Origin of the sequence: Pseudomonas sp. ES4 (assembly GCF_050586665.1) — a bacterium.
GTDB classification, from domain to species: domain Bacteria; phylum Pseudomonadota; class Gammaproteobacteria; order Pseudomonadales; family Pseudomonadaceae; genus Aquipseudomonas; species Aquipseudomonas frederiksbergensis.
Genome location: NZ_JBOBDO010000023.1, coordinates 1 through 23,188 on the forward strand (window position 1 = coordinate 1; position 23,188 = coordinate 23,188).

General features: G+C 60.0%; 22 protein-coding genes and 1 other RNA gene. 10 read left to right on the forward strand and 13 right to left on the reverse strand.

Annotated features, from left to right (window positions below):
- Positions 1-69: 69 nt before the first annotated feature.
- The 8 genes from gcvH to ACQ4OB_RS22055 form a co-directional block, all read right to left on the reverse strand.
- Complete coding sequence (gcvH, locus tag ACQ4OB_RS22020; RefSeq protein WP_074871817.1) at positions 70-453, reverse strand: glycine cleavage system protein GcvH; 384 nt, start codon at positions 451-453, stop codon at positions 70-72.
- 50 nt (positions 454-503) lie between these two features.
- Complete coding sequence (gene gcvT / locus ACQ4OB_RS22025; RefSeq protein WP_074871819.1) at positions 504-1,586, reverse strand: glycine cleavage system aminomethyltransferase GcvT; 1,083 nt, start codon at positions 1,584-1,586, stop codon at positions 504-506.
- Between the two features lie 156 nt (positions 1,587-1,742).
- Positions 1,743-3,359, reverse strand: coding sequence for an ABC transporter permease (locus ACQ4OB_RS22030; protein WP_430956441.1), 1,617 nt, complete (start codon positions 3,357-3,359; stop codon positions 1,743-1,745).
- 214 nt (positions 3,360-3,573) lie between these two features.
- Complete coding sequence (locus ACQ4OB_RS22035; protein ID WP_074871821.1) at positions 3,574-4,578, reverse strand: extracellular solute-binding protein; 1,005 nt, start codon at positions 4,576-4,578, stop codon at positions 3,574-3,576.
- 234 nt (positions 4,579-4,812) lie between these two features.
- Positions 4,813-6,030: a 2-octaprenyl-3-methyl-6-methoxy-1,4-benzoquinol hydroxylase gene (locus tag ACQ4OB_RS22040; protein WP_162842867.1), complete on the reverse strand. Its 1,218-nt coding sequence runs from the start codon at positions 6,028-6,030 to the stop codon at positions 4,813-4,815.
- 103 nt (positions 6,031-6,133) lie between these two features.
- Complete coding sequence (ubiH, locus tag ACQ4OB_RS22045) at positions 6,134-7,321, reverse strand: 2-octaprenyl-6-methoxyphenyl hydroxylase (protein ID WP_430956442.1); 1,188 nt, start codon at positions 7,319-7,321, stop codon at positions 6,134-6,136.
- Positions 7,318-8,652: a Xaa-Pro aminopeptidase gene (gene pepP, locus ACQ4OB_RS22050; RefSeq protein WP_076029353.1), complete on the reverse strand. Its 1,335-nt coding sequence runs from the start codon at positions 8,650-8,652 to the stop codon at positions 7,318-7,320. Before pepP ends, ubiH begins: the two co-directional genes overlap by 4 nt.
- Positions 8,653-8,679: 27 nt before the next feature.
- The gene (locus tag ACQ4OB_RS22055) at positions 8,680-9,240 is read right to left on the reverse strand and encodes a YecA family protein (RefSeq protein WP_102616160.1); all 561 of its coding nucleotides are present in this window, start codon (positions 9,238-9,240) and stop codon (positions 8,680-8,682) included.
- 128 nt (positions 9,241-9,368) lie between these two features.
- Here ACQ4OB_RS22055 and ACQ4OB_RS22060 point away from each other — a divergent pair, with 128 nt between their 5' ends.
- The 4 genes from ACQ4OB_RS22060 to ACQ4OB_RS22075 all read left to right on the forward strand — a co-directional run bounded on the left by ACQ4OB_RS22060 (position 9,369) and on the right by ACQ4OB_RS22075 (position 10,792).
- Positions 9,369-9,578 carry a TIGR02449 family protein gene (locus tag ACQ4OB_RS22060; protein ID WP_007942437.1) on the forward strand — a complete coding sequence of 70 codons (210 nt, stop codon included), beginning with the start codon at positions 9,369-9,371 and terminating at the stop codon, positions 9,576-9,578.
- A complete protein-coding gene (locus ACQ4OB_RS22065; RefSeq protein WP_007942435.1) occupies positions 9,575-9,892 on the forward strand; it encodes a cell division protein ZapA in 318 nt (105 codons plus the stop codon). The genes ACQ4OB_RS22060 and ACQ4OB_RS22065 overlap by 4 nt, the downstream gene beginning before the upstream one ends.
- A gap of 30 nt (positions 9,893-9,922) precedes the next feature.
- A non-coding RNA gene (ssrS, locus tag ACQ4OB_RS22070) (6S RNA) lies at positions 9,923-10,101 on the forward strand.
- An 85-nt stretch (positions 10,102-10,186) separates the two neighbouring features.
- A complete protein-coding gene (locus tag ACQ4OB_RS22075) occupies positions 10,187-10,792 on the forward strand; it encodes a 5-formyltetrahydrofolate cyclo-ligase (protein ID WP_074871830.1) in 606 nt (201 codons plus the stop codon).
- A 34-nt stretch (positions 10,793-10,826) separates the two neighbouring features.
- Here ACQ4OB_RS22075 and ACQ4OB_RS22080 read toward each other — a convergent pair whose 3' ends face one another.
- The gene (locus tag ACQ4OB_RS22080; RefSeq protein WP_008024268.1) at positions 10,827-10,979 is read right to left on the reverse strand and encodes a hypothetical protein; all 153 of its coding nucleotides are present in this window, start codon (positions 10,977-10,979) and stop codon (positions 10,827-10,829) included.
- Positions 10,980-11,179: 200 nt separating this feature from the next.
- Here ACQ4OB_RS22080 and ACQ4OB_RS22085 point away from each other — a divergent pair, with 200 nt between their 5' ends.
- The 4 genes from ACQ4OB_RS22085 to ACQ4OB_RS22100 all read left to right on the forward strand — a co-directional run bounded on the left by ACQ4OB_RS22085 (position 11,180) and on the right by ACQ4OB_RS22100 (position 16,565).
- The gene (locus tag ACQ4OB_RS22085; protein WP_430956443.1) at positions 11,180-11,629 is read left to right on the forward strand and encodes an EVE domain-containing protein; all 450 of its coding nucleotides are present in this window, start codon (positions 11,180-11,182) and stop codon (positions 11,627-11,629) included.
- 132 nt (positions 11,630-11,761) lie between these two features.
- Positions 11,762-12,727, forward strand: coding sequence for an HlyD family secretion protein (locus ACQ4OB_RS22090; RefSeq protein WP_430956444.1), 966 nt, complete (start codon positions 11,762-11,764; stop codon positions 12,725-12,727).
- Entirely contained in the window at positions 12,724-15,447 is a 2,724-nt protein-coding gene (gene rbbA, locus ACQ4OB_RS22095) for a ribosome-associated ATPase/putative transporter RbbA (RefSeq protein ID WP_430956445.1), read from the forward strand. The genes ACQ4OB_RS22090 and rbbA overlap by 4 nt, the downstream gene beginning before the upstream one ends.
- The gene (locus ACQ4OB_RS22100) at positions 15,447-16,565 is read left to right on the forward strand and encodes an ABC transporter permease (protein WP_430956446.1); all 1,119 of its coding nucleotides are present in this window, start codon (positions 15,447-15,449) and stop codon (positions 16,563-16,565) included. Before rbbA ends, ACQ4OB_RS22100 begins: the two co-directional genes overlap by 1 nt.
- A 78-nt stretch (positions 16,566-16,643) precedes the next feature.
- Here the strand turns inward: ACQ4OB_RS22100 and ACQ4OB_RS22105 are convergent, their stop codons facing one another.
- Positions 16,644-17,051 (reverse strand): flagellar basal body-associated protein FliL, encoded by a 408-nt coding sequence (locus tag ACQ4OB_RS22105; protein ID WP_076029349.1) that lies wholly within the window; start codon positions 17,049-17,051, stop codon positions 16,644-16,646.
- Positions 17,052-17,201: 150 nt separating this feature from the next.
- Here ACQ4OB_RS22105 and ACQ4OB_RS22110 point away from each other — a divergent pair, with 150 nt between their 5' ends.
- Both ACQ4OB_RS22110 and glpT read left to right on the forward strand, forming a co-directional pair.
- A complete protein-coding gene (locus tag ACQ4OB_RS22110; RefSeq protein ID WP_074871841.1) occupies positions 17,202-18,179 on the forward strand; it encodes an NADPH:quinone oxidoreductase family protein in 978 nt (325 codons plus the stop codon).
- Positions 18,180-18,498: 319 nt separating this feature from the next.
- The gene (gene glpT, locus ACQ4OB_RS22115; protein ID WP_074871843.1) at positions 18,499-19,848 is read left to right on the forward strand and encodes a glycerol-3-phosphate transporter; all 1,350 of its coding nucleotides are present in this window, start codon (positions 18,499-18,501) and stop codon (positions 19,846-19,848) included.
- Here glpT and ACQ4OB_RS22120 read toward each other — a convergent pair.
- The 3 genes from ACQ4OB_RS22120 to ubiD all read right to left on the reverse strand — a co-directional run bounded on the left by ACQ4OB_RS22120 (position 19,824) and on the right by ubiD (position 23,149).
- On the reverse strand, positions 19,824-20,492 hold the full coding sequence (locus tag ACQ4OB_RS22120; RefSeq protein ID WP_430956447.1) for a gamma-glutamylcyclotransferase: 669 nt from the start codon (positions 20,490-20,492) through the stop codon (positions 19,824-19,826). The genes glpT and ACQ4OB_RS22120 overlap by 25 nt on opposite strands.
- A 222-nt stretch (positions 20,493-20,714) precedes the next feature.
- Positions 20,715-21,683: a CDP-6-deoxy-delta-3,4-glucoseen reductase gene (locus ACQ4OB_RS22125; protein WP_430956448.1), complete on the reverse strand. Its 969-nt coding sequence runs from the start codon at positions 21,681-21,683 to the stop codon at positions 20,715-20,717.
- Positions 21,683-23,149: a 4-hydroxy-3-polyprenylbenzoate decarboxylase gene (ubiD, locus tag ACQ4OB_RS22130; RefSeq protein WP_008150342.1), complete on the reverse strand. Its 1,467-nt coding sequence runs from the start codon at positions 23,147-23,149 to the stop codon at positions 21,683-21,685. Before ubiD ends, ACQ4OB_RS22125 begins: the two co-directional genes overlap by 1 nt.
- Positions 23,150-23,188: the final 39 nt, after the last annotated feature.

Genomic DNA, 23,188 nt, shown 5'->3' on the forward strand with positions numbered 1-23,188 from the left:
TGCGATCTTTTGATTTTGAGAATAAAAAAGCCCCGACAAGTCGGGGCTTTGGGGGGTGACGCTTAAGGCTTACTCGCCGATGGCGGCCTTGTAGCCTGCTGCATCGAGCAGCTTGTCCAGATCGCCAGCGTTGCTTGGCTTGAGCTTGAAGATCCAGGCACCGTACGGGTCGGAGTTGAGCAACTCAGGGTTAGCGCTCAGTTCTTCGTTGATGGCAATCACTTCACCGGCAACCGGGGAGTAGATGTCCGAAGCGGCTTTAACCGACTCCACCACACCGGATTGATCACCGGCAGCGAAGACTGTCCCGACTTCGGTCAGCTCAACGAACACCACGTCGCCCAAGGCTTCCTGAGCGTGATCGCTGATGCCCACGGTGACGCTGCCATCGGCTTCGAGACGGGCCCACTCGTGACTTTCGGCAAAACGCAGGTCGGCAGGAATATCGCTCATGTTCTGTGTCCTCAAGAGAATTGTCAGCGGTCGTTGCCCGCCAGAAAAGGTTAGATCAAGGTTTTGCCATGGCGTACGAAGGTCGGTTTGACCACTCGGACCGGGTACCACTTGCCACGGATTTCCACTTCTGCGCGGTCGGCTGTCGCCATCGGCACGCGCGCCAGGGCAATCGACTTGCTAAGCGTAGGAGAGAAACTACCACTGGTGATCTCCCCTTCGCCAACATTGGCGATGCGGACCACTTGATGAGCGCGCAAAACCCCACGCTCCTCAAGGACCAGACCGACCAGTTTGTGCTGCACACCACCCGCCCGTTCGGCTTCAAGAGCGCTGCGGCCGATGAACTGGCGAGTGGCCGGTTCCCACGCAATGCTCCAGGCCATGTTGGAGGCCAGTGGTGAAACGTCTTGATGAATGTCCTGACCGTAGAGGTTCATACCGGCTTCGACCCGCAGCGTATCGCGTGCCCCGAGGCCGATCGGCGAGATGCCCGCGCCCACCAGATCGTTGAAAAATCCTGGCGCTTGATTGGCCGGCAGAACGATTTCCAGGCCATCTTCGCCGGTGTAGCCCGTGCGTGCGATGAACCAGTCACCATCGGCCTGGCCTTCGAAGGGCTTGAGCATCTGAATCAGGTTGCCCCGGGACTGGGTCACCAGTTCCGAGATTTTGTGCCGGGCGTGGGGCCCCTGAATGGCCAGCATCGCCAACTCGGAGCGCTCGTTGAGCTGCACCTTGAAACCTTCGAGGTGAGCCTGCATCCAGGCGAGGTCCTGATTACGGGTGGAGGCGTTGACCACCAGCCGATACCCGTCGTCGAGACGGTAGACGATCATGTCGTCGACGATGCCGCCGCGCTCGTTGAGCATGGTGCTGTACAGGGCACGGCCAGGGCTGTGCAGACGTTCGACATCATTGGCCAGCAAATGCTGGAGCCAAACCTTGGCCTGAGGGCCGCTGACATCGATCACGGTCATGTGGGATACATCGAAAACACCGCAATCGCGGCGCACCTGATGGTGTTCCTCGACCTGCGAGCCGTAATGCAAAGGCATATCCCAACCGCCAAAATCGACCATCTTCGCGCCGAGGGCGAGATGAAGGTCATACAGAGGCGTGCGCTGTCCCATGGGTTTCTCCTTCCGGGCGTGGCGAAGGTGCGGGCCGGTACTGCACGGGGTGAAAGCCTTGAAATAGAAGGCTTTCAGCCGATTTCAGCTACCTGGTCCGTAGGACGGACCGCACCGAATGCCGCGCATTGTAGCCTCAAGGTGTAGGACTGGCACCTAGGCGTTTCGATGCGCTGAACGCCGAATCAATCCGATGACCGGTAACAGCCCGACCAAAACCAGGGTCAGGGCAGGCAACGAGGCTCTCGCCCACTCGCCTTCGCTGGTCATTTCGAAGATGCGTACCGCCAGCGTGTCCCAGCCAAACGGGCGCATCAGAAGGGTCGCGGGCATTTCCTTGAGCACATCGACGAACACCAGCAACGCGGCGCTCAACGTTCCAGGCAGCAATAACGGCAGATACACTTTGAAAAACAGTCGTGGCCCACTGACGCCAAGGCTACGTGCCGCTTCAGGCAAAGATGGCCGTATTCGCGCCAGACTGCTTTCCAGCGGCCCATAAGCCACCGCGATGAAACGCACCAGGTAGGCCAGCAACAACGCCGACAGGCTGCCCAGCAGCAATGGCTTGCCGGCGCCGCCCAGCCAACCCGACAACGGGATCACCAGTTCGCGGTCCAGGTAACTGAACGCCAGCATGATCGACACCGCCAGCACCGAACCCGGCAAGGCGTAACCGAGGTTGGCCAGGCTGATGCCGGAGCGGATCGCTCGGGTCGGTGCCAGACGCCGGGCAAACGCCAGCACTAAAGCAACACTGACGGTGATCAGCGCCGCCATGCCGCCCAGGTACAGGGTATGGACGATCAGTCCCGCGTAACGCTCATCGAGGTCGAAACGCCCGCGCTGCCAGAACCACACCACCAGTTGAAGCACGGGAATGACGAAAGCGCAGGCGAACACCAGGCCGCACCAACTCATGGCCGCCAGCGCCTTGAAACCGCGCAGGTGATACAACGCCTTGACCCGCGGTCGTTCGTTGCTCGCCCGGTTGGCCCCGCGTGCACGGCGCTCGCCGTACAGCACGACCATCACCACCAGCAGCAACAGGCTGGCCAGTTGCGCAGCGGTGGAGAGGCTGAAGAATCCGTACCAGGTCTTGTAAATGGCGGTGGTGAACGTGTCGAAGTTGAACACCGACACCGCGCCGAAATCCGCCAGGGTTTCCATCAACGCCAGCGCCACGCCAGCGCCGATGGCCGGGCGCGCCATGGGCAACGCGACTCGCCAGAACGCTTGCCACGGGGATTGCCCCAGGACTCGCGCCGCTTCCATCAAGCCTTTGCCCTGAGCCAGGAATGCGGTTCGCGCCAACAGGTAAACGTAGGGATAAAAGACCAGCACCAGGACCAGAATCACTCCGCCGGTGGAGCGCACGCGCGGCAACCTCAACCCCGTGCCGAACCATTCGCGCAACAGGGTTTGCACGGGCCCGGCGAAATCCAACAGGCCGACGAAGACGAACGCCAACACATAGGCGGGAATCGCGAATGGCAGCATCAGCGCCCAGTCCAGCCAGCGCCGACCGGGGAATTCGCAGAGGCTGGTGAGCCAGGCCAGGCTTACACCCAAGAGCGTCACACCGATACCGACGCCGAGCACCAGGGTCAGGGTATTGCCCAGCAAGCGCGGCATTTGGGTATCCCAGAGGTGGGACCAGATTTGAAGATCGACGGTTTGCCATGACAACAGCAAAACGCTGAGGGGCAACAGGACCAGCGCAGCGATGGCGAAGACCAGGGGGTACCAGCGGCGTTGGGCGGGGTGGGCCAAGGAGATTCTCTAGAAAATATTGGGCCAACTCTAACCTGAAGTCGGCTCCATTTTGTGGCGAGGGAGCTTGCTCCCGCTCGGGTGCGAAGCAGCCGCAGGAGGTTATCAGATCATCTCGATCCTGACCTGTCGACGCCAACGGGGCCGCTTCGCAGCCCAGCGGGAGCAAGCTCCCTCGCCACAGGTAGCCGCTCGCCACAATAACGGTGGGGGGTCAGTTCCAGCCAGCCCGATCCATCATGCGAATCGCTTCAGCCTGGCGCTTGCCGGCAATTTCCACAGGCAACGTATCAGCCACAAACTTGCCCCAGCCCGCCACTTCTGCAGAAGGTTGAACCGCAGGGTTGGCCGGGAATTCCTGGTTCACGTCAGCGAAAATCTTCTGCGCTTCAGGCGTGGTCATCCACTCTACCAGCGCCTTGGCGGCTTCCGGATGCGGGGCGTGTTTGGTCAGGCCGATGCCCGACAGGTTGACGTGCACGCCACGGTCACCCTGGTTTGGCCAGAACAGCTTCACCGGCAGGTCTGGCTTCTGCTTGTGCAGACGACCGTAGTAATAGGTATTGACGATACCGACGTCGCATTGACCCGCGTTGATGGCTTCCAGCACCGCGACGTCATCGGAGAACACATCGGTGGACAGGTTATTCACCCAGCCCTTGAGAATTTTCTCGGTTTTGTCGGCGCCATGGACTTCGATCATGGTGGCGGTCAGGGACTGGTTGTAGACCTTCTTCGACGTGCGCAGGCACAGGCGGCCTTCCCACTGCTTATCCGCAAGCGCCTCGTAGGTGGTCAACTCACCGGGTTTCACCCGATCGGTGGAGTAAGCAATGGTCCGCGCCCGCAGGCTCAGGCCAGTCCAGGCATGGGCGGATGAGCGGTATTGCAGCGGGATGTTGGCGTCGATCACCTTGGAGGTGAACGGTTGCAGTATGCCCATTTGCTCGGCCTGCCAGAGGTTGCCGGCATCGACGGTCAGCAGCAGATCCGCGGTGGCGTTCTCGCCCTCGGCCTTGATCCGCTGCATCAGCGGCGCTTCCTTGTCGGTGATGAACTTCACCTGCACACCGGTTTTTGCGGTGTAGGCATCGAAGACCGGCTTGATCAGCTCGTCGATACGCGAGGAATAAACCACCACCTCGTCAGCGGCCTGGGCCGCAGTGCTACCAATCAGGGTCAGGGCGAGCGCGGTCAATAGACGCTTCGGTACCAACATGGGAGCGATCCTCGATTGAAAAAATGAAGCCAAATGATATGGACTCACATTTACCTTCTCAATCGAACAGTTGGTGGAGACGTTACCAGATGTTGCACGGAACCATGGACAATGTGGCGAGGGGGCTTGCCCCCGTTCGAGCGCGAAGCGGTCGCAAATCGAAATGCAAGGTTTGTCTGAAGATATGCCGGGGCTGCTTCGCAACCCAACGGGGGCAAGCCCCCTCGCCACAGGTCAGGCTTTGGCCAACGCGGGCAAATCACCGGTCAACCCCAGCGCCTCACGCACGAACAGCGCCTTGGCTTCGGGCATCTGATCGACCATCTTCAACCCGGCATTGCGCAACCAGCGAATCGGCAACGGATCGGCCTGGAAGAGACGCTCGAAGCCTTCCATCGCCGCCATCAACGCCAGGTTGTGGGGCATGCGCCGACGTTCGTAACGGCTGAGCACTTTCACATCCGCCAGACGTTCGCCACGCGTGGCCGCTTGCAACAGCACTTCGGCCAGCACGGCGGCATCGAGAAAACCCAGGTTCACGCCCTGCCCGGCCAATGGGTGAATGGTGTGCGCCGCATCCCCGATCAACGCCAGACCTTCAGCCACATAACGCTTGGCATGACGCTGGCGTAGCGGTACGCACAGGCGCGGGTCGGCGCTGACCACCTCGCCCAGTCGGCCTTCGAAGGCCCGCTCCAGCTCTTTGCAGAAACCGTCGTCATCCAGCGCCATCAAGCGTTCGGCTTCGCTCGGGGTGGTCGACCAGACGATCGAACACCAATCCTGCTGACCATCACGCTCCAGCGGCAAGAACGCCAGCGGACCGTTGTCGGTGAAGCGCTGCCACGCGGTCAGTTGATGAGGTTTGGCACTGCGCACGCTGGTGACAATCGCATGGTGCAGGTAGTCCCACTCGCGCGTCGCCATGCCGGTCAGACGCCGAACGGCGGAATTGGCGCCATCCGCTGCGATCACCAAAGGTGCGCGCAAGGTGCGGCCATCGGCCAGGGTCAGCAACCAGTCATCGCCGGAACGACGCATTTGCTCCAGGCGCGCATTGGCCAACATGCCGAGATCGCAGTCGTGCAGGCGGTCGAGCAAGGCGTCCTGAACCACGCGGTTCTCGACGATATGCCCCAGCACGTCGGCATGCACACTGGCCGCCGAGAAATGGATTTGCCCGGTGCCGCTGCCGTCCCAAACCTGCATGTCGGTGTAGGGGCTGCTGCGCCGTTTGGCGATGCCGTCCCAGACGCCCAGACGATCAAGAATCCGCTGGCTGGCAATCGATAAGGCGCTGACTCGCGGCTCGAACGAAGCCTGAGCATCGAATGGTTTGACGCTCAGGGGGCTGCCGTCCAGCAGCAGGACTTCCAGCCCGCTGTCCTGCAACGCCAGCGCCAGGGCGCTGCCGACCATTCCGGCCCCGACAATCAGCAGATCTGCGCGCATTTCCATGCTTTAAGCCTGTCTCGCTTGCGGCTTGAGCCGCCTAAAAAGGGATTTAACCAAAGTGCCCGCGCCGAGGTACGGCGGGTAGCAGCTGCCGAACCACTCAAGCATCGGGACGCGTACCCAGCCCCATGGCCTGCCGCGCGAACCAGCGTTTGGCCGGCGGCAACAGGTCCAGCCCGAGCAGGCCGATGTTGCGGCCCAGGGAAACCAAGGGTTGAGTGCTGCCGAACAAACGGGTGACCTGATCGGAGAAACCCACGGTCAGGTTCTGATCCAGACGCTGACGCTCGCGGTAGGCCTGCAAGGTCGCAAAGTCGCCGGGAGATGTTTCGCTGCCCAGCAATGCATCGGCCAGCGCTTGAGCATCACGCAACGACAGGTTGAAACCTTGCCCGGCAATTGGGTGAAGGCTGTGGGCAGCATTGCCGAGAATCGCCAGGTGCGGACGCACCTGCTCTTCGGCCTCGATCAATGTCAGCGGGTACAAATGCCGCGCGCCAACCTGTTTCAACGTGCCGAGGCGATAACCGAACACGCCTTGCAGCTCGCTGAGGAAACTCTTTTCATCGAGGGCCGCCAGCCGTTGCGCGTCCATGCCCAATCGGGTCCAGACCAATGCACAGCGGTTTTCCGGCAACGGCAACAAGGCCATCGGCCCGTCATCGGTGAAACGCTCGAAGGCCATGCCGTTGTGCGCTTCACTCGGCGTGATGTTGGCAATCAACGCGCTCTGGTTATACGGGCGCTTTTTGATGCCGATCCCCAGTTGCTCGCGCAGGCCGGAACGGCCGCCATCAGCCAGCACCGCAAGCTCGCATTCCAGAGTGGTTTCGTCGTTGAGGGTCAGGCGATAGCCATCAATCAGCGGCTCCATGCGCGTGACTTCCGCCGGGCAACGCCAGCTGATCACGTCCTTGTCCAGCCCCTGCCAGAGGCATTGGCCGAGCCAGGCGTTTTCCACCACATAACCCAGCGCCGGAACGCCTTCTTCCATCGCCGACAATCGCGCGGTGGAAAAGCGTCCACGGTCGGAGACATGAATCTGTTTGATCGGCTCGGCGCGGCGGGAGATTTCCTGCCACACGCCCAACCGTTGATAAATCTGCTTGGCACCGTAGGACAACGCCGAGGAACGGGCGTCGTAGCTCGGTTGATAAGTATCGCCGGGGGCGAACGGTTCGATCAGCACGATCTTCCAGCCACGAGCCTTGGCCCCCGCCTGCAACGCCAACGCCAGACTGGCGCCGACCAGGCCACCACCGATGATTGCCAGATTGACTCGACTCATGCCGCTTGTGTCCGCGCGGCGGCCATCAAGGCCTCGATCTCGGCGACCGTTTTCGGTACGCCTTTGGTCAGGATTTCACAGCCGGTTTTGGTGACCACTACGTCGTCCTCGATGCGCACGCCAATGCCGCGCCATTTTTTCGCTACGTTCTGGTTGCCCGGGGCAATGTAGATGCCCGGCTCTACGGTCAGCGCCATGCCGACTTCCAATACACGCCATTCCCCGCCGACCTTGTATTCGCCGACATCATGCACATCCATGCCCAGCCAGTGGCCGGCGCGGTGCATGTAGAACGCTTTATAGGCTTCGCTGGCGATCAACTCGTCGACGTCGCCCTGCAACAGGCCCAACTTTACCAGACCGGTGGTAATCACCCGGACCGTGGCTTCGTGGGCCTGATTCCAGTGTTTGTCCGGGGCAATTTCCGCAAACGCGGCTTCTTGCGACGCCAGCACCAACTCGTAGATTGCCTTCTGTTCCGCTGAATACTTGCCGTTGACCGGCCAGGTGCGGGTGATGTCGCTGGCGTAGCAGTCGATCTCACAACCGGCGTCGATCAATACCAGATCGCCGTCCTTGAGCACCGCGTCATTCTGCTGGTAATGCAGGATGCAGCTGTTGCGCCCAGCGGCGACGATCGAGCCGTAGGCCGGCATTTTCGCCCCGCCCTTGCGGAATTCGTAGTCGAGTTCGGCTTCGAGGCTGAACTCATGCAGCCCCACACGACTGGCCTGCATCGCACGGATGTGCGCCTGGGCGGAAATCCGTGCGGCTTCGCGCATCACCTTCACTTCTGCCGCCGATTTATACAGGCGCATGTCGTGTAGCAGGTGATCCAGGGCAACGAATTCGTTCGGCGGCTGGGCGCCGAGGTGCGCTTTAGAGCGGATCACGTTGATCCAGTCCATCAGGTGCCGGTCGAATTCCGGATTGCTGCCCATGGCCGAATACACCCGGTCGCGACCTTCGATCAGGCCCGGCAAGATGTCGTCGATGTCGGTGATGGGGAAGGCGTCGTCGGCGCCAAAGTCGCGAATCGCGCCTTCCTGCCCGGCGCGCAGGCCGTCCCACAACTCGCGTTCGGCATTGCGTTCACGGCAGAACAGAATGTATTCGCCGTGCAGACGCCCAGGCATCAAAACGATGACCGCCTGAGGCTCGGGAAAACCGCTGAGGTACTGGAAGTCGCTGTCCTGACGGTAGACGTGCTCGACGTCGCGGTTGCGGATCGCAACGGCGGCGGCGGGCAGGATGGCGATACTGTTGGGTTCCATCTGCGCCATCAGGGCCTTGCGGCGACGGCTGTATTCCGATTTCGGGATATGAATCATGGGCAGATGGCTTTCCCTGGCACGCGATTAATGCAACGACGGTTTGGCGGCAGCCGGCGCGTCCGGCTTTTTGTTTTCGGTGAACAGCAGCAGTGGCGCGACGCGCAGGTACTCCATCACTTCCATGTAATCGCTTTCGCCGTCGTCGGACTCTTCCAGGGCGTCTTGCACCTGTGAAATAGCCGCCAGGTCCTGAAGCACTTCGGTGGCCTCGGTGCTCAGCATGCTGCTGTCACGGCAGTTCAGGCCAAAACCGCTGAGGAAACCCTGGCACCATTGGCCCAGTGCGGCGGCACGGTCGGCCAGTGGCTCGTCATCGGTCGGCAGCAACAGAACGACGGTCACGTCGTCGCCGGTGAGCTCGCCCTTGACCATCTCCTGCAAGCCGATCAAGGCGTTGCGGACGTTATCCTGCGGCTCGCTCTCGAGCAGTTCGGCGGCATCGACCAGCCAGCCTTCGGCATCGAAACCGGCACCGGCGCAACTGCGGCCGAGCAACAGGCCATGCAATTCGGCAGGCGAGACGTTATGACCGCTGGAAGTCAGCAGTTTGGCGAAGGCTTGGTACGGGGAATTCTGAATGGGCATGGGCAGCTAGGCGCCAGACGGCGCTATGTCTAGAATGAAGGCCTTGTATCCTACATCGACAGACTCGCCAAGACTATTAAAGGCTGTCCGCCAGCTACCACCCATCTGACACATTTTCAGTGGACACAATGGAAGACACCGACCTGCAAGCGCTGATGGCCAGACTCGAACTGCTAATTAGCCGCGTCGAGCAACTAAAGAGTCAAAACGGACTCCTATTAGCTCAGGAAAAGACCTGGCGCGAGGAACGCGCTCACCTCATTGAAAAGAACGAAATCGCCCGGCGTAAGGTCGAATCAATGATTTCGCGCCTCAAGGCCCTGGAGCAAGACTCATGAGTTCAAGCAATAGCGTTACCGTGCAGATCCTCGATAAAGAATATTCGATCATCTGCCCCCAGGAAGAGCGCAGCAACCTGGTGAGCGCCGCCCGTTACCTGGACGGCAAGATGCGCGAAATCCGCAGCAGCGGCAAAGTCATCGGCGCCGATCGCATCGCCGTGATGGCCGCCCTGAACATCACCCACGACCTTCTGCACAAGGAAGAACGCCCGGATGTACAGGCCAGCGGCTCGACCCGTGAGCAGGTTCGCGACCTGCTGGATCGCGTCGATCTGGTGCTCGCAACCGATCCGGACGTCACCAAGGGCTGAAACGCGAAACCGCTTGGGGTATACTCGCATCACTCCCTGGGGTGCTTGCCAGTTGACCACGTCCCTGAGCCGATTCGCACTACCCTGGAAGTTGCACGTTGGGCTGGTGTGCATGTCCGCTAGACGGAAAGCCTTAAAGCCTACTGCATCTTCCACCTTGAACTTTCGGGTTCAAGGGCTAAGTCAGCAGCGGTTCATCCGGGGAGCCTGATTCCAGTCCGATGCCGGTTTAAATACCGGCATCGGCTTTTTTACGGGTACGCTTTACGTACTTGCCCTTCTGAAGCCGAATCCATGACCGAACCTGCGCTGCTGCCCCGCCCGCAACTTCGACGCATGCTGCGCAAGGCCCGCCGCGCACTGACACCCAGTCAGCAACGCCAGGCCGCTCGCGGGCTGTACAAGCAACTGGCCCAGCAGCCGTTGTTTCGCCGCGCTAAACATATCTCCCTGTATTTGCCCACCGACGGTGAAATCGACCCGCGCATTTTGCTGCGTGCCGCTCAACGTCGGGGCAAGGCGACGTATCTGCCGGTACTCAGCGCCTGGCCACGAACCAAAATGGTGTTCCAGCGAATTCGCCCCGGCGAAAAACTCAAACCCAACCGCTTCCGTATTCTCGAACCCCGGCACAACCTCGCCCGGCAACGCAAAGTCTGGGCGCTCGATCTGGTGTTGTTGCCATTGGTGGGATTTGACGATGTCGGCGGACGCCTGGGCATGGGCGGTGGTTTTTATGATCGAAGCCTGGCGTACCTGGCACGACGTAAAAACTGGCGCAAGCCGACGCTATTGGGGCTGGCCCATGAATGTCAGAAGGTCGAACGATTGGCTCAAGCGAGCTGGGATGTGCCGTTACAGGGAACGGTGACAGACAAGGCGCGGTATTTCGCCGGCTAGACGCCACTGGAATCAGCGGCGCCCGAAGACAGGTTCAGCGCTTGAAGGCCGACGGCTGTTGTTGCTGCGCGATTTCGATCGGTGCGTCGGTCTTGTTGCTCCACAGGCTTTGGGCATAGCCGGTAGTCACGACGCCGAGGCCGAACAAAATAACCAAAATCCATAGTAAATCCGGTTTGCGTTTCATCGATTGCCCCCCAAAGGCACATCAACACGATGACAGCAGCGGTTTCCGTTTCAGGTGTAGGCCGTGCAGCAGCGTCAAGCTTAGAAGGCCGGCATTTTGCGACAACGTGAACCGACACGCAAACACTGGCGTCAACCGACCGTCGGTTTGTCATAAAATCCCCGGACAACTTGCCCACCACTTCGCAAGGAGCAAAAACCATGGCTTATTGGCTGATGAAATCCGAGCCCGACGAACTCTCGATCAAGGACCTGGAGACGCTCGGCAAGGCGCGCTGGGACGGGGTTCGCAACTACCAGGCGCGTAATTTTCTGCGGGCCATGGCCGTAGGCGACGAGTTTTTCTTCTATCACTCAAGCTGCCCCGAACCGGGGATCGCCGGGATCGGAAAGATCGTCGAAGCCGCATATCCGGACCCGACGGCGCTGGAGCCGGAAAGCCCTTACTACGATCCGAAAGCCACGGCAGAGAAAAACGCCTGGAGCGCGATCGATGTCGCGCATGTCGAGACGTTTCCCAAGGTGCTTAAGCTGGATTACCTGAAACAGCAGGCGGCGCTGGCCGAGATGCCGCTGGTGCAGAAAGGTTCGCGCCTGTCGGTGATGCCGGTGACAAACGCGCAATGGGCTGCGGTGCTCGATTTACGTTAAATACAGCAGAACCACCCGGTCACCCTCTTTTCAGCACCGAACAGGGTTAGGCTTGGCCCCCAGTTGACTGGTATCAACGCGCCTCGGCGTTCGATCAACCAGACTAGGACGCAACAGCCGCAGGATGCCCGCATGTCTATGCACAGCCGCTCTTCAATTTTTTTCACCAGCGCTTTAATGGTACTGCTGCTGGCCGCCGGTGGTTTTGGCTACTGGAAGTCGATGCATGACCGGTTGCCCGAAGGTTTGTATGTCGGCAACGGCCGTCTCGAAGCCACCGAAGTGCAGATCGCCAGCAAGACATCGGGCCGACTGGCAGAGGTGCTTGTCGATGAAGGCGACAAGGTCACCAAGGGCCAACTGCTGGCCCGCATGGACACCCGCACCCTTGAAGCCCAACGCCACCAGGCCGAAGCTGAAGTGTTGCGCGCCCGGGAAAACCTCAACGCCGCACAAGCCAACGTGCAATTGCGTCAGAGCGAGCAACTGCTGGCCCGGCAGGAACTCAAGCGCTCTCAGGAACTGTTCAAACACGGTTTCGTCAGCGGCCAGATTATCGATCAACAGCAGGCACGTCTCGACACCAGCATCGCTTCGGTCGCCTCGTCTAGAGCCCAGGTGTCAGCCGTTGGCGCAGCGATTGGTGCGGCACAAGCCCAAGTCGCGATGTTGACCAGCGAAATCGATGACAGCAGTTTGCGAGCCCCTATCGACGGAGTGATCCAGCTGCGCATGGCCGAAGCCGGTGAGGTGCTGGGGGCTGGGGGACGCGTATTACTGCTGATCGACCCCAACGATCAATACATGAACCTCTACCTCCCGGCCTCCGTGACTGGACGCCTGGCGGTGGGCGATGAAGCGCGGATTTTGCTCGATGCCCTGCCCGACCGTCCCCTGCCGGCAAAAATCAGCTTTGTGGCTGCCAAGTCGCAATTCACCCCCAAAGAGGTCGAGACCCGCGATGAGCGGCAAAAACTGGTGTTCCGCGTCAAGTTACACCTGACGGATCCCAAGGCAATGCCGCAAGCCAAACCCGGCATGCCCGGTGCTGGCTATGTGCGCACCACCTCCGTTGCCTGGCCGGCCAATCTGCAATGACCGGCCAGGCGGTTCAAGCGACCGGCATCAATCATCGCTACGGCAAACAACAGGCGCTCAGTGACATCACGTTCAGCCTGCCCGCCGGAACCCGTTGCGGGTTGATCGGCCCCGATGGCGCTGGAAAATCGAGTCTGCTGGGGCTGATCGCCGGGGTGAAAACGCTGCAGCAGGGCCATTTGGAAGTGCTCGGCGGCTCAATCCAGGATCGCCGCCATCGCAATACCCTCTATGCGCGCATCGCCTTCATGCCCCAAGGCCTGGGGGGCAACCTTTACCCCGAGTTGTCGATCAGCGAGAACATCCACTTTTTCGCCACCCTGTTCGGCCTGTCAAAAGCTGAATGCGATCAGCGCATGCACAATCTGTTATTGGCCACCGACCTGTTGCGCTTTGCCGAGCGCCCGGCCGGCAAACTGTCCGGCGGCATGAAACAGAAGCTGGGCCTGTGTTGTGCGTTGATCCACGAGCCGGATCTGCTGATCCTTGATGAACCGACAACCGGCGTCGATCCCCTGTCCCGTCGGCACTTCTGGGAACTGATTGACGATGTGCGGCGCCAGCGTCCACAACTGACACTGCTGGTTGCCACCGCGTATATGGAGGAGGCCGAGCAGTTCGAGCATTGCCTGATGCTCGATGGCGGCAAGCTGATTGCCACCGGGTTAAGCAAGGAATTACGGGCAGTCACAACCAGCGGCAAACTCGACGAAGCCTTCACCCACTATCAGGGCGACAGCAGCCACGACTATCAGCCTCTGGTGATCCCGCCTCGAACCGGCACCACCACCGATATCGCTATCGAAGCCCACGCTCTGACCCTGCGCTTCGGCGACTTCACTGCTGTAGACAAGGTCAGTTTTGCCATCGGTCGTGGCGAAATCTTTGGCTTTCTCGGTTCCAACGGCTGCGGCAAAACCACCACGATGAAAGTCCTCACCGGGCTGATACCCGCCAGTGAAGGCAGTGCCACGCTGCTGGGTAACCCGGTGAATGCCAAGGACCTGGCCACCCGCAAACGGGTCGGGTTCATGTCCCAGAGCTTTTCTCTGTATGGCGAACTCAGCGTGCGGCAGAACCTGGATTTGCACGCACGCCTGTTCGACTTGCCCACAACCCAAAGCACACAACGCATCGATGAGCTGATCCAGCGCTTCAACCTGGGCAGCGTTTGCGATCAGCAGTCCGGGGCGCTGCCTTTGGGCTTGCGCCAACGCCTGTCCCTGGCGGTGGCGGTGTTGCATCGCCCGGAAGTATTGATCCTCGACGAACCGACTTCCGGCGTCGACCCGGCGGCGCGGGACGACTTTTGGCGACTGCTGATCGAGTTGTCCCGTGAACAAGGTGTGACCATCTTCCTCTCCACCCATTTCATGAACGAAGCCCAACGTTGCGATCGCATCTCGTTGATGCATGCCGGCAAGGTGCTGGCTTGCGATACGCCGCCAGCACTGCAACAACAGTTCAAAGGCGAAACACTGGAAGCTGCATTTGTCACATGCCTGGAGCAGGCCCAAAACACGCCTGAACCAGCGAAACCTCCAGAGCCTGCGAATGCGCCCGTCATGCCGGCCATGCCCAAGAAAGATCGCGGCTTCAGTCTCGGGCGCCTGATGGCGGTAGCAAGTCGTGAGGGTAAGGAACTGCTGCGCGACAAAGTGCGGATGGCCTTTGCCCTGCTCGGGGCAATTTTCATGATGGTGATCTTCGGCTACGGCATTTCCCTGGACGTAGAGAAACTCGCCTTCGCCGTCTACGATCAGGATCAGACGCCGCAGAGCCGCGCGTATCTGGAAGCCTTTCGCGGCTCTCGGTATTTCGACGAACAACCCTCTATCCGCGATGCCAAAGAGCTGCATCGCCGCCTTCAGCGTTCTGAAATCAAACTGGCACTTGAGATTGCGCCGGGTTTTGGCCGGGACTTGTACGCCGGGCGTCAACCGGTCGTGGCTGCCTGGCTCGATGGTGGCATGCCGTTTCGCGCCGAGACCAGCCGCAACTACGTCGAGGCCGTGCACCTGGCCAATATTGAACAGCTGGCCGAACAGAGCAGCCCCGCGCTGAACCGCCAAGCAGCCGCCCGACTGGAAACCCGCTTCCGCTACAACCAGGACGTGGTCAGCGTCAACGCCATCGGCCCCGGCGTCATGGCGCTGATCCTGGCGTTCATTCCGGCCATGCTGACAGCGCTGGGCATCGTACGGGAGAAAGAACTGGGTTCGATCACCAACTTCTACGCCACGCCGCTGACCCGACTCGAATTCCTGCTGGGCAAACAGGCACCGTATCTGGCAATCAGTCTGATCAACCTCGCCGTGCTAGCCGCGATGAACCGGTGGCTGTTCGGTGTACCGTTCAAGGGCAGCTTCCTGACCCTGACCTTTGGTGGACTGCTTTATGTGCTGGCAACTACCAGCATGGGCTTGTTGATCTCGGCGTTCACCCGAACCCAGATCGCGGCCATCCTCGGCACCATGATCATCACCAGCTTGCCGACCATCCAGTTTTCCGGGCTGATTGTGCCGCGCTCGTCCCTGGAGGGTGCGGCATCCGTGATGGGCATGCTGTTCCCCGCGGGTCACTTTCTCGATATCGCGGTAGGCACTTTCACCAAGGCCCTGGACATACGACAGCTTTGGCCACAATGCCTGGCGCTGTTCGGGTTCTTTCTCGGATTCACCGGGCTCAGCCTGGTCATGCTGAAAAAGCAGGAGGCCTGATGCACAAGCTCGCGCACATCCTGCGCCTGGGTCTCAAGGAACTCACCAGCCTGCGGCATGACAGCGTCCTGCTGCTGTTCCTCTTCTACGCCTTCACGGTGGCGATCTATATGCCGGCTGCCGGCTCGGTGATCGGCGTGCATAACACCAGCGTGGCTATCGTGGACGAAGATCACAGCCTAGTGTCGCGACAACTGGCGCAGGCACTGCAACCGCCGGAGTTTCAACGCCCGGTCTTGCTGCCTTATGGGCAACTCGATCAGGTCATGGACAGCGGCCAGTACACGTTTGTGATCAACGTGCCGGCGAACTTTCAGACGGATTTGTTGGCCGGTCGCCAGCCTGCCGTGCAAGTGAATGTCGACGCCACAGCCATGAGCCAGGCGTTCATGGGGGCGGGTTACATAGGGCGGATTTTCCAGCGCGAATTGTTGAATTACAGCGGCCAGAGCGATGTGGCGAGTAAAGCGCCAGTCCTGCTGACCACTCGCTCGCTGTTCAATACGAATCTGGAGGGAGGCTGGTTCCTGGCGGTGATTCAGATCGTCAATAACATCACCATCCTCGCCATCATCCTGACCGGCACGGCGCTGCTGCGTGAGCGCGAACACGGCACCCTCGACCATTTGCTGGTGCTGCCGCTGACAGCGCTGGAAATCATGCTGGCGAAAATCTGGAGCAACATGCTGGTGGTGGTGCTGTGCACCTGGCTGTCGCTGGAAGTGATCGTCAAAGGTGCGCTCGGCGTGCCGCTGGCCGGCTCGATAACCTTATTTTTGCTGGTGACTGCCGTTTATCTGTTCGCCAGCACAGCCCTGGGGATATTCCTCGCGACCCTCGCCCGCTCGACACCGCAGTTCGGCTTGTTGGCGATTCCGGTAATTATCCCGATGTTGCTGCTATCTGGTGGCAGTACGCCACTCGACAGCATGCCGCAATGGCTGCAATGGGTGATGCAGGGTTCGCCATCGACGCACTTCGTCAGCCTCAGCGCCGCGATACTGTTTCGCGACGCCGGGCTGAGCGTGGTCTGGCCGGACTTGCTGGCACTCACGGTCATTGGGCTGCTGTTCTTTGCAATTGCGCTAATGCGGTTTCGCAAGAGTCTGGCGTCCTGAATGCAGGAGCACGGCTTGCCGGCGATGGCGGTCTTGTGGGCGCTATCGCGAGCAAGCTTTGCTCCTACAGATCCAGCATTACTGGATGATCAGGTTGTTGAACAACAAATCCTCAACCACCGGCTGGCCGGTTTCGTCGCTCATGATTTGCTGGGTCTGCTTGAGGGCTTCCTGACGCAGCTTTTCCTTGGCCTCGACGTTGTTCATCGCTTCAGTGGTCTGCTGGGCAAACAACGCCACCAGTTGATTACGAATCAACGGTTCGTTGGCTTTCACCAGTTTGGTCGCCTCTTCACCGGTCACTCGCAACGCCACATCGGCCTTGTAGACCTTGAGCTTCGGCGTCCCGTCCAGCCCGTAATTGCCCACGAACGGCGGGCTCAGGGTGATGTAATTGACCTTCGGCGCTGCACCTTCTTTGGCTTCTTCGGCCATCGCTGCCACAGGCAGAGACAGGGCCAGCAACAACATGATCCACGCTTTCACAATTCGCTCCTTATCCGGTTTGCGGCCTAGCATAACGACCCGCCGCTCAAGCACAAGCTTATGGCTGACTATCAGGGCCGGGCATGCTCGTTGACCCATCGACTCACACACCTACACTTATCGGCCATCACTCCCAAAGGAATAGCCCTGATGAAAGCCGTGCTGTGCAAAGCCTTCGGCCCTGCCGAATCGCTGGTGCTGGAAGACGTCGCCAGTCCTGTCGCGAAGAAGAATGAAATCCTGCTGGACGTGCACGCCGCCGGGGTGAATTTCCCGGACACGCTGATCATCGAGGGCAAATACCAGTTCAAACCGCCCTTCCCGTTTTCCCCGGGTGGCGAAGCCGCTGGCGTAGTCAGCCAAGTAGGCGAAAAGGTCAGTCACCTCAAGGTTGGCGATCGGGTCATGGCGCTGACCGGCTGGGGCAGTTTCGCCGAACAGGTCGCGGTGCCGGGCTACAACGTGCTGCCCATTCCGCCATCGATGGATTTCAACACCGCCGCCGCGTTCAGCATGACTTATGGCACTTCGATGCACGCGCTCAAGCAACGGGGAAACCTGCAACCGGGTGAAACCTTGCTGGTACTCGGCGCGTCCGGGGGTGTCGGCCTGGCCGCCGTGGAAATCGGCAAAGCCATGGGCGCCCGCGTGATCGCCGCCGCCAGCAGCGCCGAAAAACTCGCAGTAGCCAAGGCCGCCGGTGCCGATGAGTTGATCAACTACAGCGAAACCAGTCTCAAGGACGAAATCAAGCGCCTGACCGATGGCCAAGGCGCCGACGTGATCTACGACCCGGTCGGCGGCGATCTGTTCGACCAGGCCATCCGCGCCATCGCGTGGAATGGCCGCCTGCTGGTTGTCGGCTTCGCCAGCGGACGCATCCCCGAACTCCCCGTGAACCTCGCGCTGCTCAAAGGCGCAGCGGTGATCGGCGTGTTCTGGGGCTCATTCGCCCAGCGCCAGCCTCAAGACAACGCGGCGAACTTCCAGCAATTGTTTGGCTGGTTCGCCGAGGGCAAGTTGAAGCCGTTGGTGTCGCAAGTGTATCCACTGAGCAATGCGGGGCAGGCGATCAATGATCTTGGCCAGCGCAAAGCGGTCGGGAAAGTGGTGGTTCAGGTTCGCTGAGCCCAATGCAGCGGTCTGGACTTCAAATGAAGTTGTTCAGACCGCTTTTTATTGTCCTGGGAACAAAACGCCACGACTTCCCATACACACGAAGGACATTTCCCAAAGCCTCGTCCTACCCTGGACCGAAATGCTGCACGTAGATCTGCAAGTAACCTTTCCCACAACGCCCTACATTTATACCTGAGCGACATGTTCATAAAAGAACATGCAATCTCCAGCATTTCCGCTATTTGGCCGATGCGAACCGGTGCTATTTTCGGTAACGAAACTGTAACATTCGCATCCGCAGTCAAAACAAGAAATCTGGAGCTCTTGAATGTTTGCTTTCTTTCGTCCTGCCGCACATCAGGCTCCATTGCCTGAAGAAAAAATAGACAACACCTACCGACGCCTTCGCTGGCAGATCTTCGCCGGTATTTTTATCGGTTATGCCGGCTATTACCTGCTGCGCAAAAACTTCTCCCTGGCCATGCCCTATCTGATCGAAGAGGGCTATACCCGCGGCGAGTTGGGCCTGGCGCTGTCGGCCATTGCCATTGCCTATGGCCTTTCCAAGTTCCTGATGGGCATTGTGTCCGACCGTTCCAATCCGCGTTTCTTCCTGCCCTTCGGCTTGTTGGTATCGGCCGGTGTGATGTTCATTTTCGGCTTCGCGCCCTGGGCGACGTCCAGCGTGACCATCATGTTCATCCTGCTCTTTATCAATGGCTGGGCCCAGGGTATGGGCTGGCCGCCGAGTGGGCGGACGATGGTGCACTGGTGGTCGCAGAAGGAACGCGGTGGAGTAGTGTCCTTGTGGAACGTGGCGCATAACGTCGGTGGCGGCCTGATCGGCCCGCTGTTCCTGCTCGGCATGGGCCTGTTCAATGATTGGCACGCAGCGTTTTACGTGCCGGCGGCGGTCGCCATGGCGGTGGCGGTGTTTGCCTTCGTCACCATGCGCGACACCCCGCAATCGGTGGGCCTGCCGCCGATCGAGAAGTACAAGAACGACTATCCGGAAGGCTACGACGCCAGCCACGAAGAAGAATTCAGCGCCAAGGAAATCTTCGTCAAGTACGTGCTGCGCAACAAAATGCTCTGGTACATCGCCCTGGCCAACGTCTTCGTCTACCTGTTGCGCTACGGCGTGCTGGACTGGGCACCGACCTACCTCAAGGAAGCCAAGGGCTTCACTGTGGATAAAACCTCGTGGGCCTACTTCTTCTACGAATGGGCAGGTATTCCGGGCACGCTGCTCTGTGGCTGGATGTCGGACAAGATCTTCCGTGGCAACCGTGGCCTGACCGGCATGGTGTTCATGGCTTTGGTGACCGTGGCGACCCTGGTGTACTGGCTCAACCCGGCCGGCAACCCGACAGTCGACATGATCGCGCTCGTCTCGATCGGCTTCCTGATTTACGGCCCGGTGATGCTGATCGGCCTGCAAGCGCTGGAATTGGCGCCGAAGAAAGCCGCCGGTACGGCAGCGGGCTTCACGGGTCTGTTCGGTTATCTGGGGGGGTCGGTCGCGGCCAGTGCAGCGATGGGCTACACCGTGGACCACTTCGGTTGGGATGGCGGTTTCGTCTTGCTGATCGGCGCGTGCCTGCTGGCGATGGCGTTCCTGGCGCCGACGCTGTGGCACAAACAAGTCGCCAGTCAGAGCCGCGAAGCAATCGCCTGATCGGTTTTTGATTTGCAGCGCTTGAGCCGCGCCTCCAGATTCCGGTCTGGCATGGCGTGGCTACGCAGGGCGTGGGCGGTCTGCTCGACATAATCGCGAGTCGTGCCGTAACGCCCGCAAGCGTTTTCGAACACATGACTCAGCACGTGATCCGGCAAGTTGCCCGCATAGCTGGGCAGATGCCGCTCCAACACGAACCCCAACGCCTGAACCTGACTTCCGTCTTCAAGACGGCAGTTGAGCCAGTGTGGGCGATAGGACGGGAATGGCATTTCGCGCAGCCAAAGTGCGTAAAGAGAGGCTTCAAGTTGTTCTTCCGGCAAGCGATAGGCGAAGCCGCTGCAAGAACCACCGCGATCCAGGCCGAATACCAGCCCAGGCACTTCGGGTGTGCCGCGATGTTCGTGGGACCACAAATACAAACCGCGATGGTAGCCATGCACACGACCCCGCACTCGCTCCACCGCTGCACATTCAGGACGCCAGATCAGCGAACCGTAAGCGAACAGCCACACCGGCCCGCCCTTGTGGCGCGCCATGGTCGACTGCATTGAGCTGACTAATTGTTCGTGCGTGAGCTGCGGCCCCAGATCGAGCTGCGGAGGGTAAGCCAGATTCAAAAAAGCAGATTCAATGGCGCTCATGGCGATTAGCGTTCAGCTCCCCGCGGATGAAGAATTACTTAATAGAACGCACCGCTGTAACAATAAGGCACATAAGTTTTAAGGCAATTTAAGTGCCACGGCACAGTTCTTAAATAATTGCCTGAATGACATATAACCTACCGGCATTTATATAATTTTATAAATACCGATCGGCTATATAGAGAGTTATAACGATTAAGAGCGGGGGATCAAAATCGCGGATCAAGATCGCGGCGCGTACGCAAATACATCTGCGCGCATTTGATGGGCATCCATCCCAGCTTCGACCAAAGCATCCAGCGTGCCGTAGACCATGGCCGGAGAGCCGCTGGCGTAGACATGCAAGGGTTTCAGATCGGGGAAGTCCTCGCACACCGCCTCATGCAGCATCCCGCAGCGCCCCTGCCAGCCGCATTGATCGCTGACGACTTTATGCAGGAACAGGTTGGGCAGTTTCAGCCATTCGTCCCAATGTTCGATGGCATAAAAGTCTTCAGGACGACGCACGCCCCAATACAGATGCACCGGATGCTTGAAGCCCTTGGCGCGGCAATGTTCGATCAGGCTATGGATCTGGCCCATGCCGGTGCCCGCGGCAATCAGCACCAGTGGACCGTCCGGCAGTTCCGCCAGATGGGTGTCGCCGAATGGCATTTCGATCCGCACCATCGGGTTGCGTTGCAACTGGTCGATCAGGCTCAGCGCACTGCTTTCGCGCGCCAGTACATGAATTTCCAGATCACGCCCGCCATGCGGTGCCGAGGCCAGGGAAAATGCGGATTTCTCCCCATTCTCGCGCTCGATCATCAAGTACTGGCCGGCGTGATAACGCGGTGGCTTGCCAGCCGGAGCTCGCAGACGTACACGCCAGGTATCGCCGCCGACGTCCCTGCACTCAATGACCTGACATGACAAGCTGCGCACCGGCAATTCTCCCAGCGCGAGCACGCCATCCCACAGCACGATGCAGTCTTCCAGCGGCTCTGCAATGCAAGTGTAGAACTCGCCATGGTCGCGCACACCGCCTTCCTGTTCGACCCGCCCTTCCACCAACAGCGCGGCGCACACGTGGCAATTGCCGTTTCGACAGCTTTGCGGGCATTCATAGCCCAGACGCCGTGCGCCGTCGAGAATCCGCTCGCCGGGCAGAATCTCTAGCACTGCTCCGGAGGGCTGCAAGGTTACACGCATCAATCTATTCCTAACTGATTCCAGATGGCATCGATCCGCTGGGTAACGGCTTCGTCCTTGACGATCACCCGGCCCCACTCGCGAGTGGTTTCGCCCGGCCATTTATTCGTGGCATCGAGCCCCATCTTCGAACCCAGGCCGGAAACCGGCGAGGCGAAGTCCAGGTAATCGATCGGCGTGTTGTCGATCATCACCGTGTCGCGCTTGGGGTCCATGCGCGTGGTGATGGCCCAGATCACGTCGTTCCAGTCGCGTGCGTTGATGTCGTCATCACAGACGATAACGAACTTGGTGTACATGAACTGTCGCAAAAACGACCAGACACCGAGCATTACCCGCTTGGCATGGCCAGGATACGACTTCTTCATGGTCACGATGGCCATGCGATACGAGCAGCCTTCGGGCGGCAGGTAGAAGTCAGTGATCTCGGGGAACTGCTTCTGCAGGATCGGCACAAACACTTCGTTCAGCGCCACGCCGAGAATCGCCGGCTCATCCGGCGGACGCCCGGTGTAGGTGCTGTGGTAGATCGGTTTGATGCGGTGGGTGATGCGCTCGACGGTGAACACCGGGAAGCTGTCGACTTCGTTGTAGTAGCCGGTGTGGTCGCCGTAGGGACCTTCATCGGCCATCTCGCCCGGATGGATCACGCCTTCAAGGATGATCTCGGCGGTCGCCGGAACCTGCAGGTCGTTGCCACGGCACTTCACCAGTTCGGTGCGGTTACCGCGCAGCAGACCGGCGAAGGCGTATTCGGAGAGACTGTCCGGCACAGGTGTTACAGCGCCGAGAATCGTTGCCGGGTCAGCGCCCAATGCCACGGACACCGGGAACGGCTGGCCAGGGTGCTTCTCGCACCACTCGCGGTAATCCAGCGCGCCGCCACGATGACTGAGCCAGCGCATGATGACTTTGTTGCGGCCGATCACCTGCTGACGATAGATGCCGAGGTTCTGGCGATCCTTGTTCGGACCTTTGGTGACGGTCAGGCCCCAAGTGATCAGCGGGCCGACATCGCCCGGCCAGCAGGTCTGCACTGGCAGCATCGCGAGGTCGACGTCGTCGCCTTCGATGACCACTTCCTGACACACCGCGTCTTTGACCACCTTCGGCGCCATGGCGATGATCTTGCGGAAGATCGGCAGCTTGGACCAGGCATCTTTCAGGCCTTTCGGCGGCTCGGGTTCCTTGAGGAACGCCAGCAGCTTGCCGATCTCGCGCAATTCGCTGACCGCTTCTGCGCCCATGCCCAGCGCCACGCGCTCAGGGGTGCCAAACAGGTTGCCGAGCACCGGGATGTCATAACCCGTGGGCTTTTCGAAAAGCAGGGCCGGACCTTTGGCACGCAGGGTGCGGTCGCAGACCTCGGTCATTTCGAGCACTGGGGACACCGGAACCTGGATGCGCTTGAGTTCGCCGCGCTTTTCCAGACCGCTGATAAAGTCGCGCAAGTCGCGATACTGCATGCGTGAGCCTCGTGTTGGCCGTGCCGTTCGGGGGTGGCA

What these genes read in the sequence shown, in the direction of transcription:
- gcvT (WP_074871819.1), bottom strand. Translation starts at nt 1,586, where the DNA reads ATGGGACAGCGCACGCCTCTGTATGACCTTCATCTCGCCCTCGGCGCG.
- ACQ4OB_RS22035 (WP_074871821.1), bottom strand. Translation starts at nt 4,578, where the DNA reads ATGTTGGTACCGAAGCGTCTATTGACCGCGCTCGCCCTGACCCTGATT.
- ACQ4OB_RS22055 (WP_102616160.1), bottom strand. Translation starts at nt 9,240, where the DNA reads ATGCCCATTCAGAATTCCCCGTACCAAGCCTTCGCCAAACTGCTGACT.
- ACQ4OB_RS22125 (WP_430956448.1), bottom strand. Translation starts at nt 21,683, where the DNA reads ATGCGTGTAACCTTGCAGCCCTCCGGAGCAGTGCTAGAGATTCTGCCC.
- glpT (WP_074871843.1), top strand. Translation starts at nt 18,499, where the DNA reads ATGTTTGCTTTCTTTCGTCCTGCCGCACATCAGGCTCCATTGCCTGAA.
- ubiH (WP_430956442.1), bottom strand. Translation starts at nt 7,321, where the DNA reads ATGAGTCGAGTCAATCTGGCAATCATCGGTGGTGGCCTGGTCGGCGCC.
- ACQ4OB_RS22065 (WP_007942435.1), top strand. Translation starts at nt 9,575, where the DNA reads ATGAGTTCAAGCAATAGCGTTACCGTGCAGATCCTCGATAAAGAATAT.
- rbbA (WP_430956445.1), top strand. Translation starts at nt 12,724, where the DNA reads ATGACCGGCCAGGCGGTTCAAGCGACCGGCATCAATCATCGCTACGGC.
- ACQ4OB_RS22110 (WP_074871841.1), top strand. Translation starts at nt 17,202, where the DNA reads ATGAAAGCCGTGCTGTGCAAAGCCTTCGGCCCTGCCGAATCGCTGGTG.
- pepP (WP_076029353.1), bottom strand. Translation starts at nt 8,652, where the DNA reads ATGATTCATATCCCGAAATCGGAATACAGCCGTCGCCGCAAGGCCCTG.
- ACQ4OB_RS22120 (WP_430956447.1), bottom strand. Translation starts at nt 20,492, where the DNA reads ATGAGCGCCATTGAATCTGCTTTTTTGAATCTGGCTTACCCTCCGCAG.
- ACQ4OB_RS22090 (WP_430956444.1), top strand. Translation starts at nt 11,762, where the DNA reads ATGTCTATGCACAGCCGCTCTTCAATTTTTTTCACCAGCGCTTTAATG.
- ACQ4OB_RS22080 (WP_008024268.1), bottom strand. Translation starts at nt 10,979, where the DNA reads ATGAAACGCAAACCGGATTTACTATGGATTTTGGTTATTTTGTTCGGC.
- ubiD (WP_008150342.1), bottom strand. Translation starts at nt 23,149, where the DNA reads ATGCAGTATCGCGACTTGCGCGACTTTATCAGCGGTCTGGAAAAGCGC.
- ACQ4OB_RS22100 (WP_430956446.1), top strand. Translation starts at nt 15,447, where the DNA reads ATGCACAAGCTCGCGCACATCCTGCGCCTGGGTCTCAAGGAACTCACC.
- ACQ4OB_RS22060 (WP_007942437.1), top strand. Translation starts at nt 9,369, where the DNA reads ATGGAAGACACCGACCTGCAAGCGCTGATGGCCAGACTCGAACTGCTA.
- ACQ4OB_RS22085 (WP_430956443.1), top strand. Translation starts at nt 11,180, where the DNA reads ATGGCTTATTGGCTGATGAAATCCGAGCCCGACGAACTCTCGATCAAG.
- ACQ4OB_RS22075 (WP_074871830.1), top strand. Translation starts at nt 10,187, where the DNA reads ATGACCGAACCTGCGCTGCTGCCCCGCCCGCAACTTCGACGCATGCTG.
- gcvH (WP_074871817.1), bottom strand. Translation starts at nt 453, where the DNA reads ATGAGCGATATTCCTGCCGACCTGCGTTTTGCCGAAAGTCACGAGTGG.
- ACQ4OB_RS22040 (WP_162842867.1), bottom strand. Translation starts at nt 6,030, where the DNA reads ATGCGCGCAGATCTGCTGATTGTCGGGGCCGGAATGGTCGGCAGCGCC.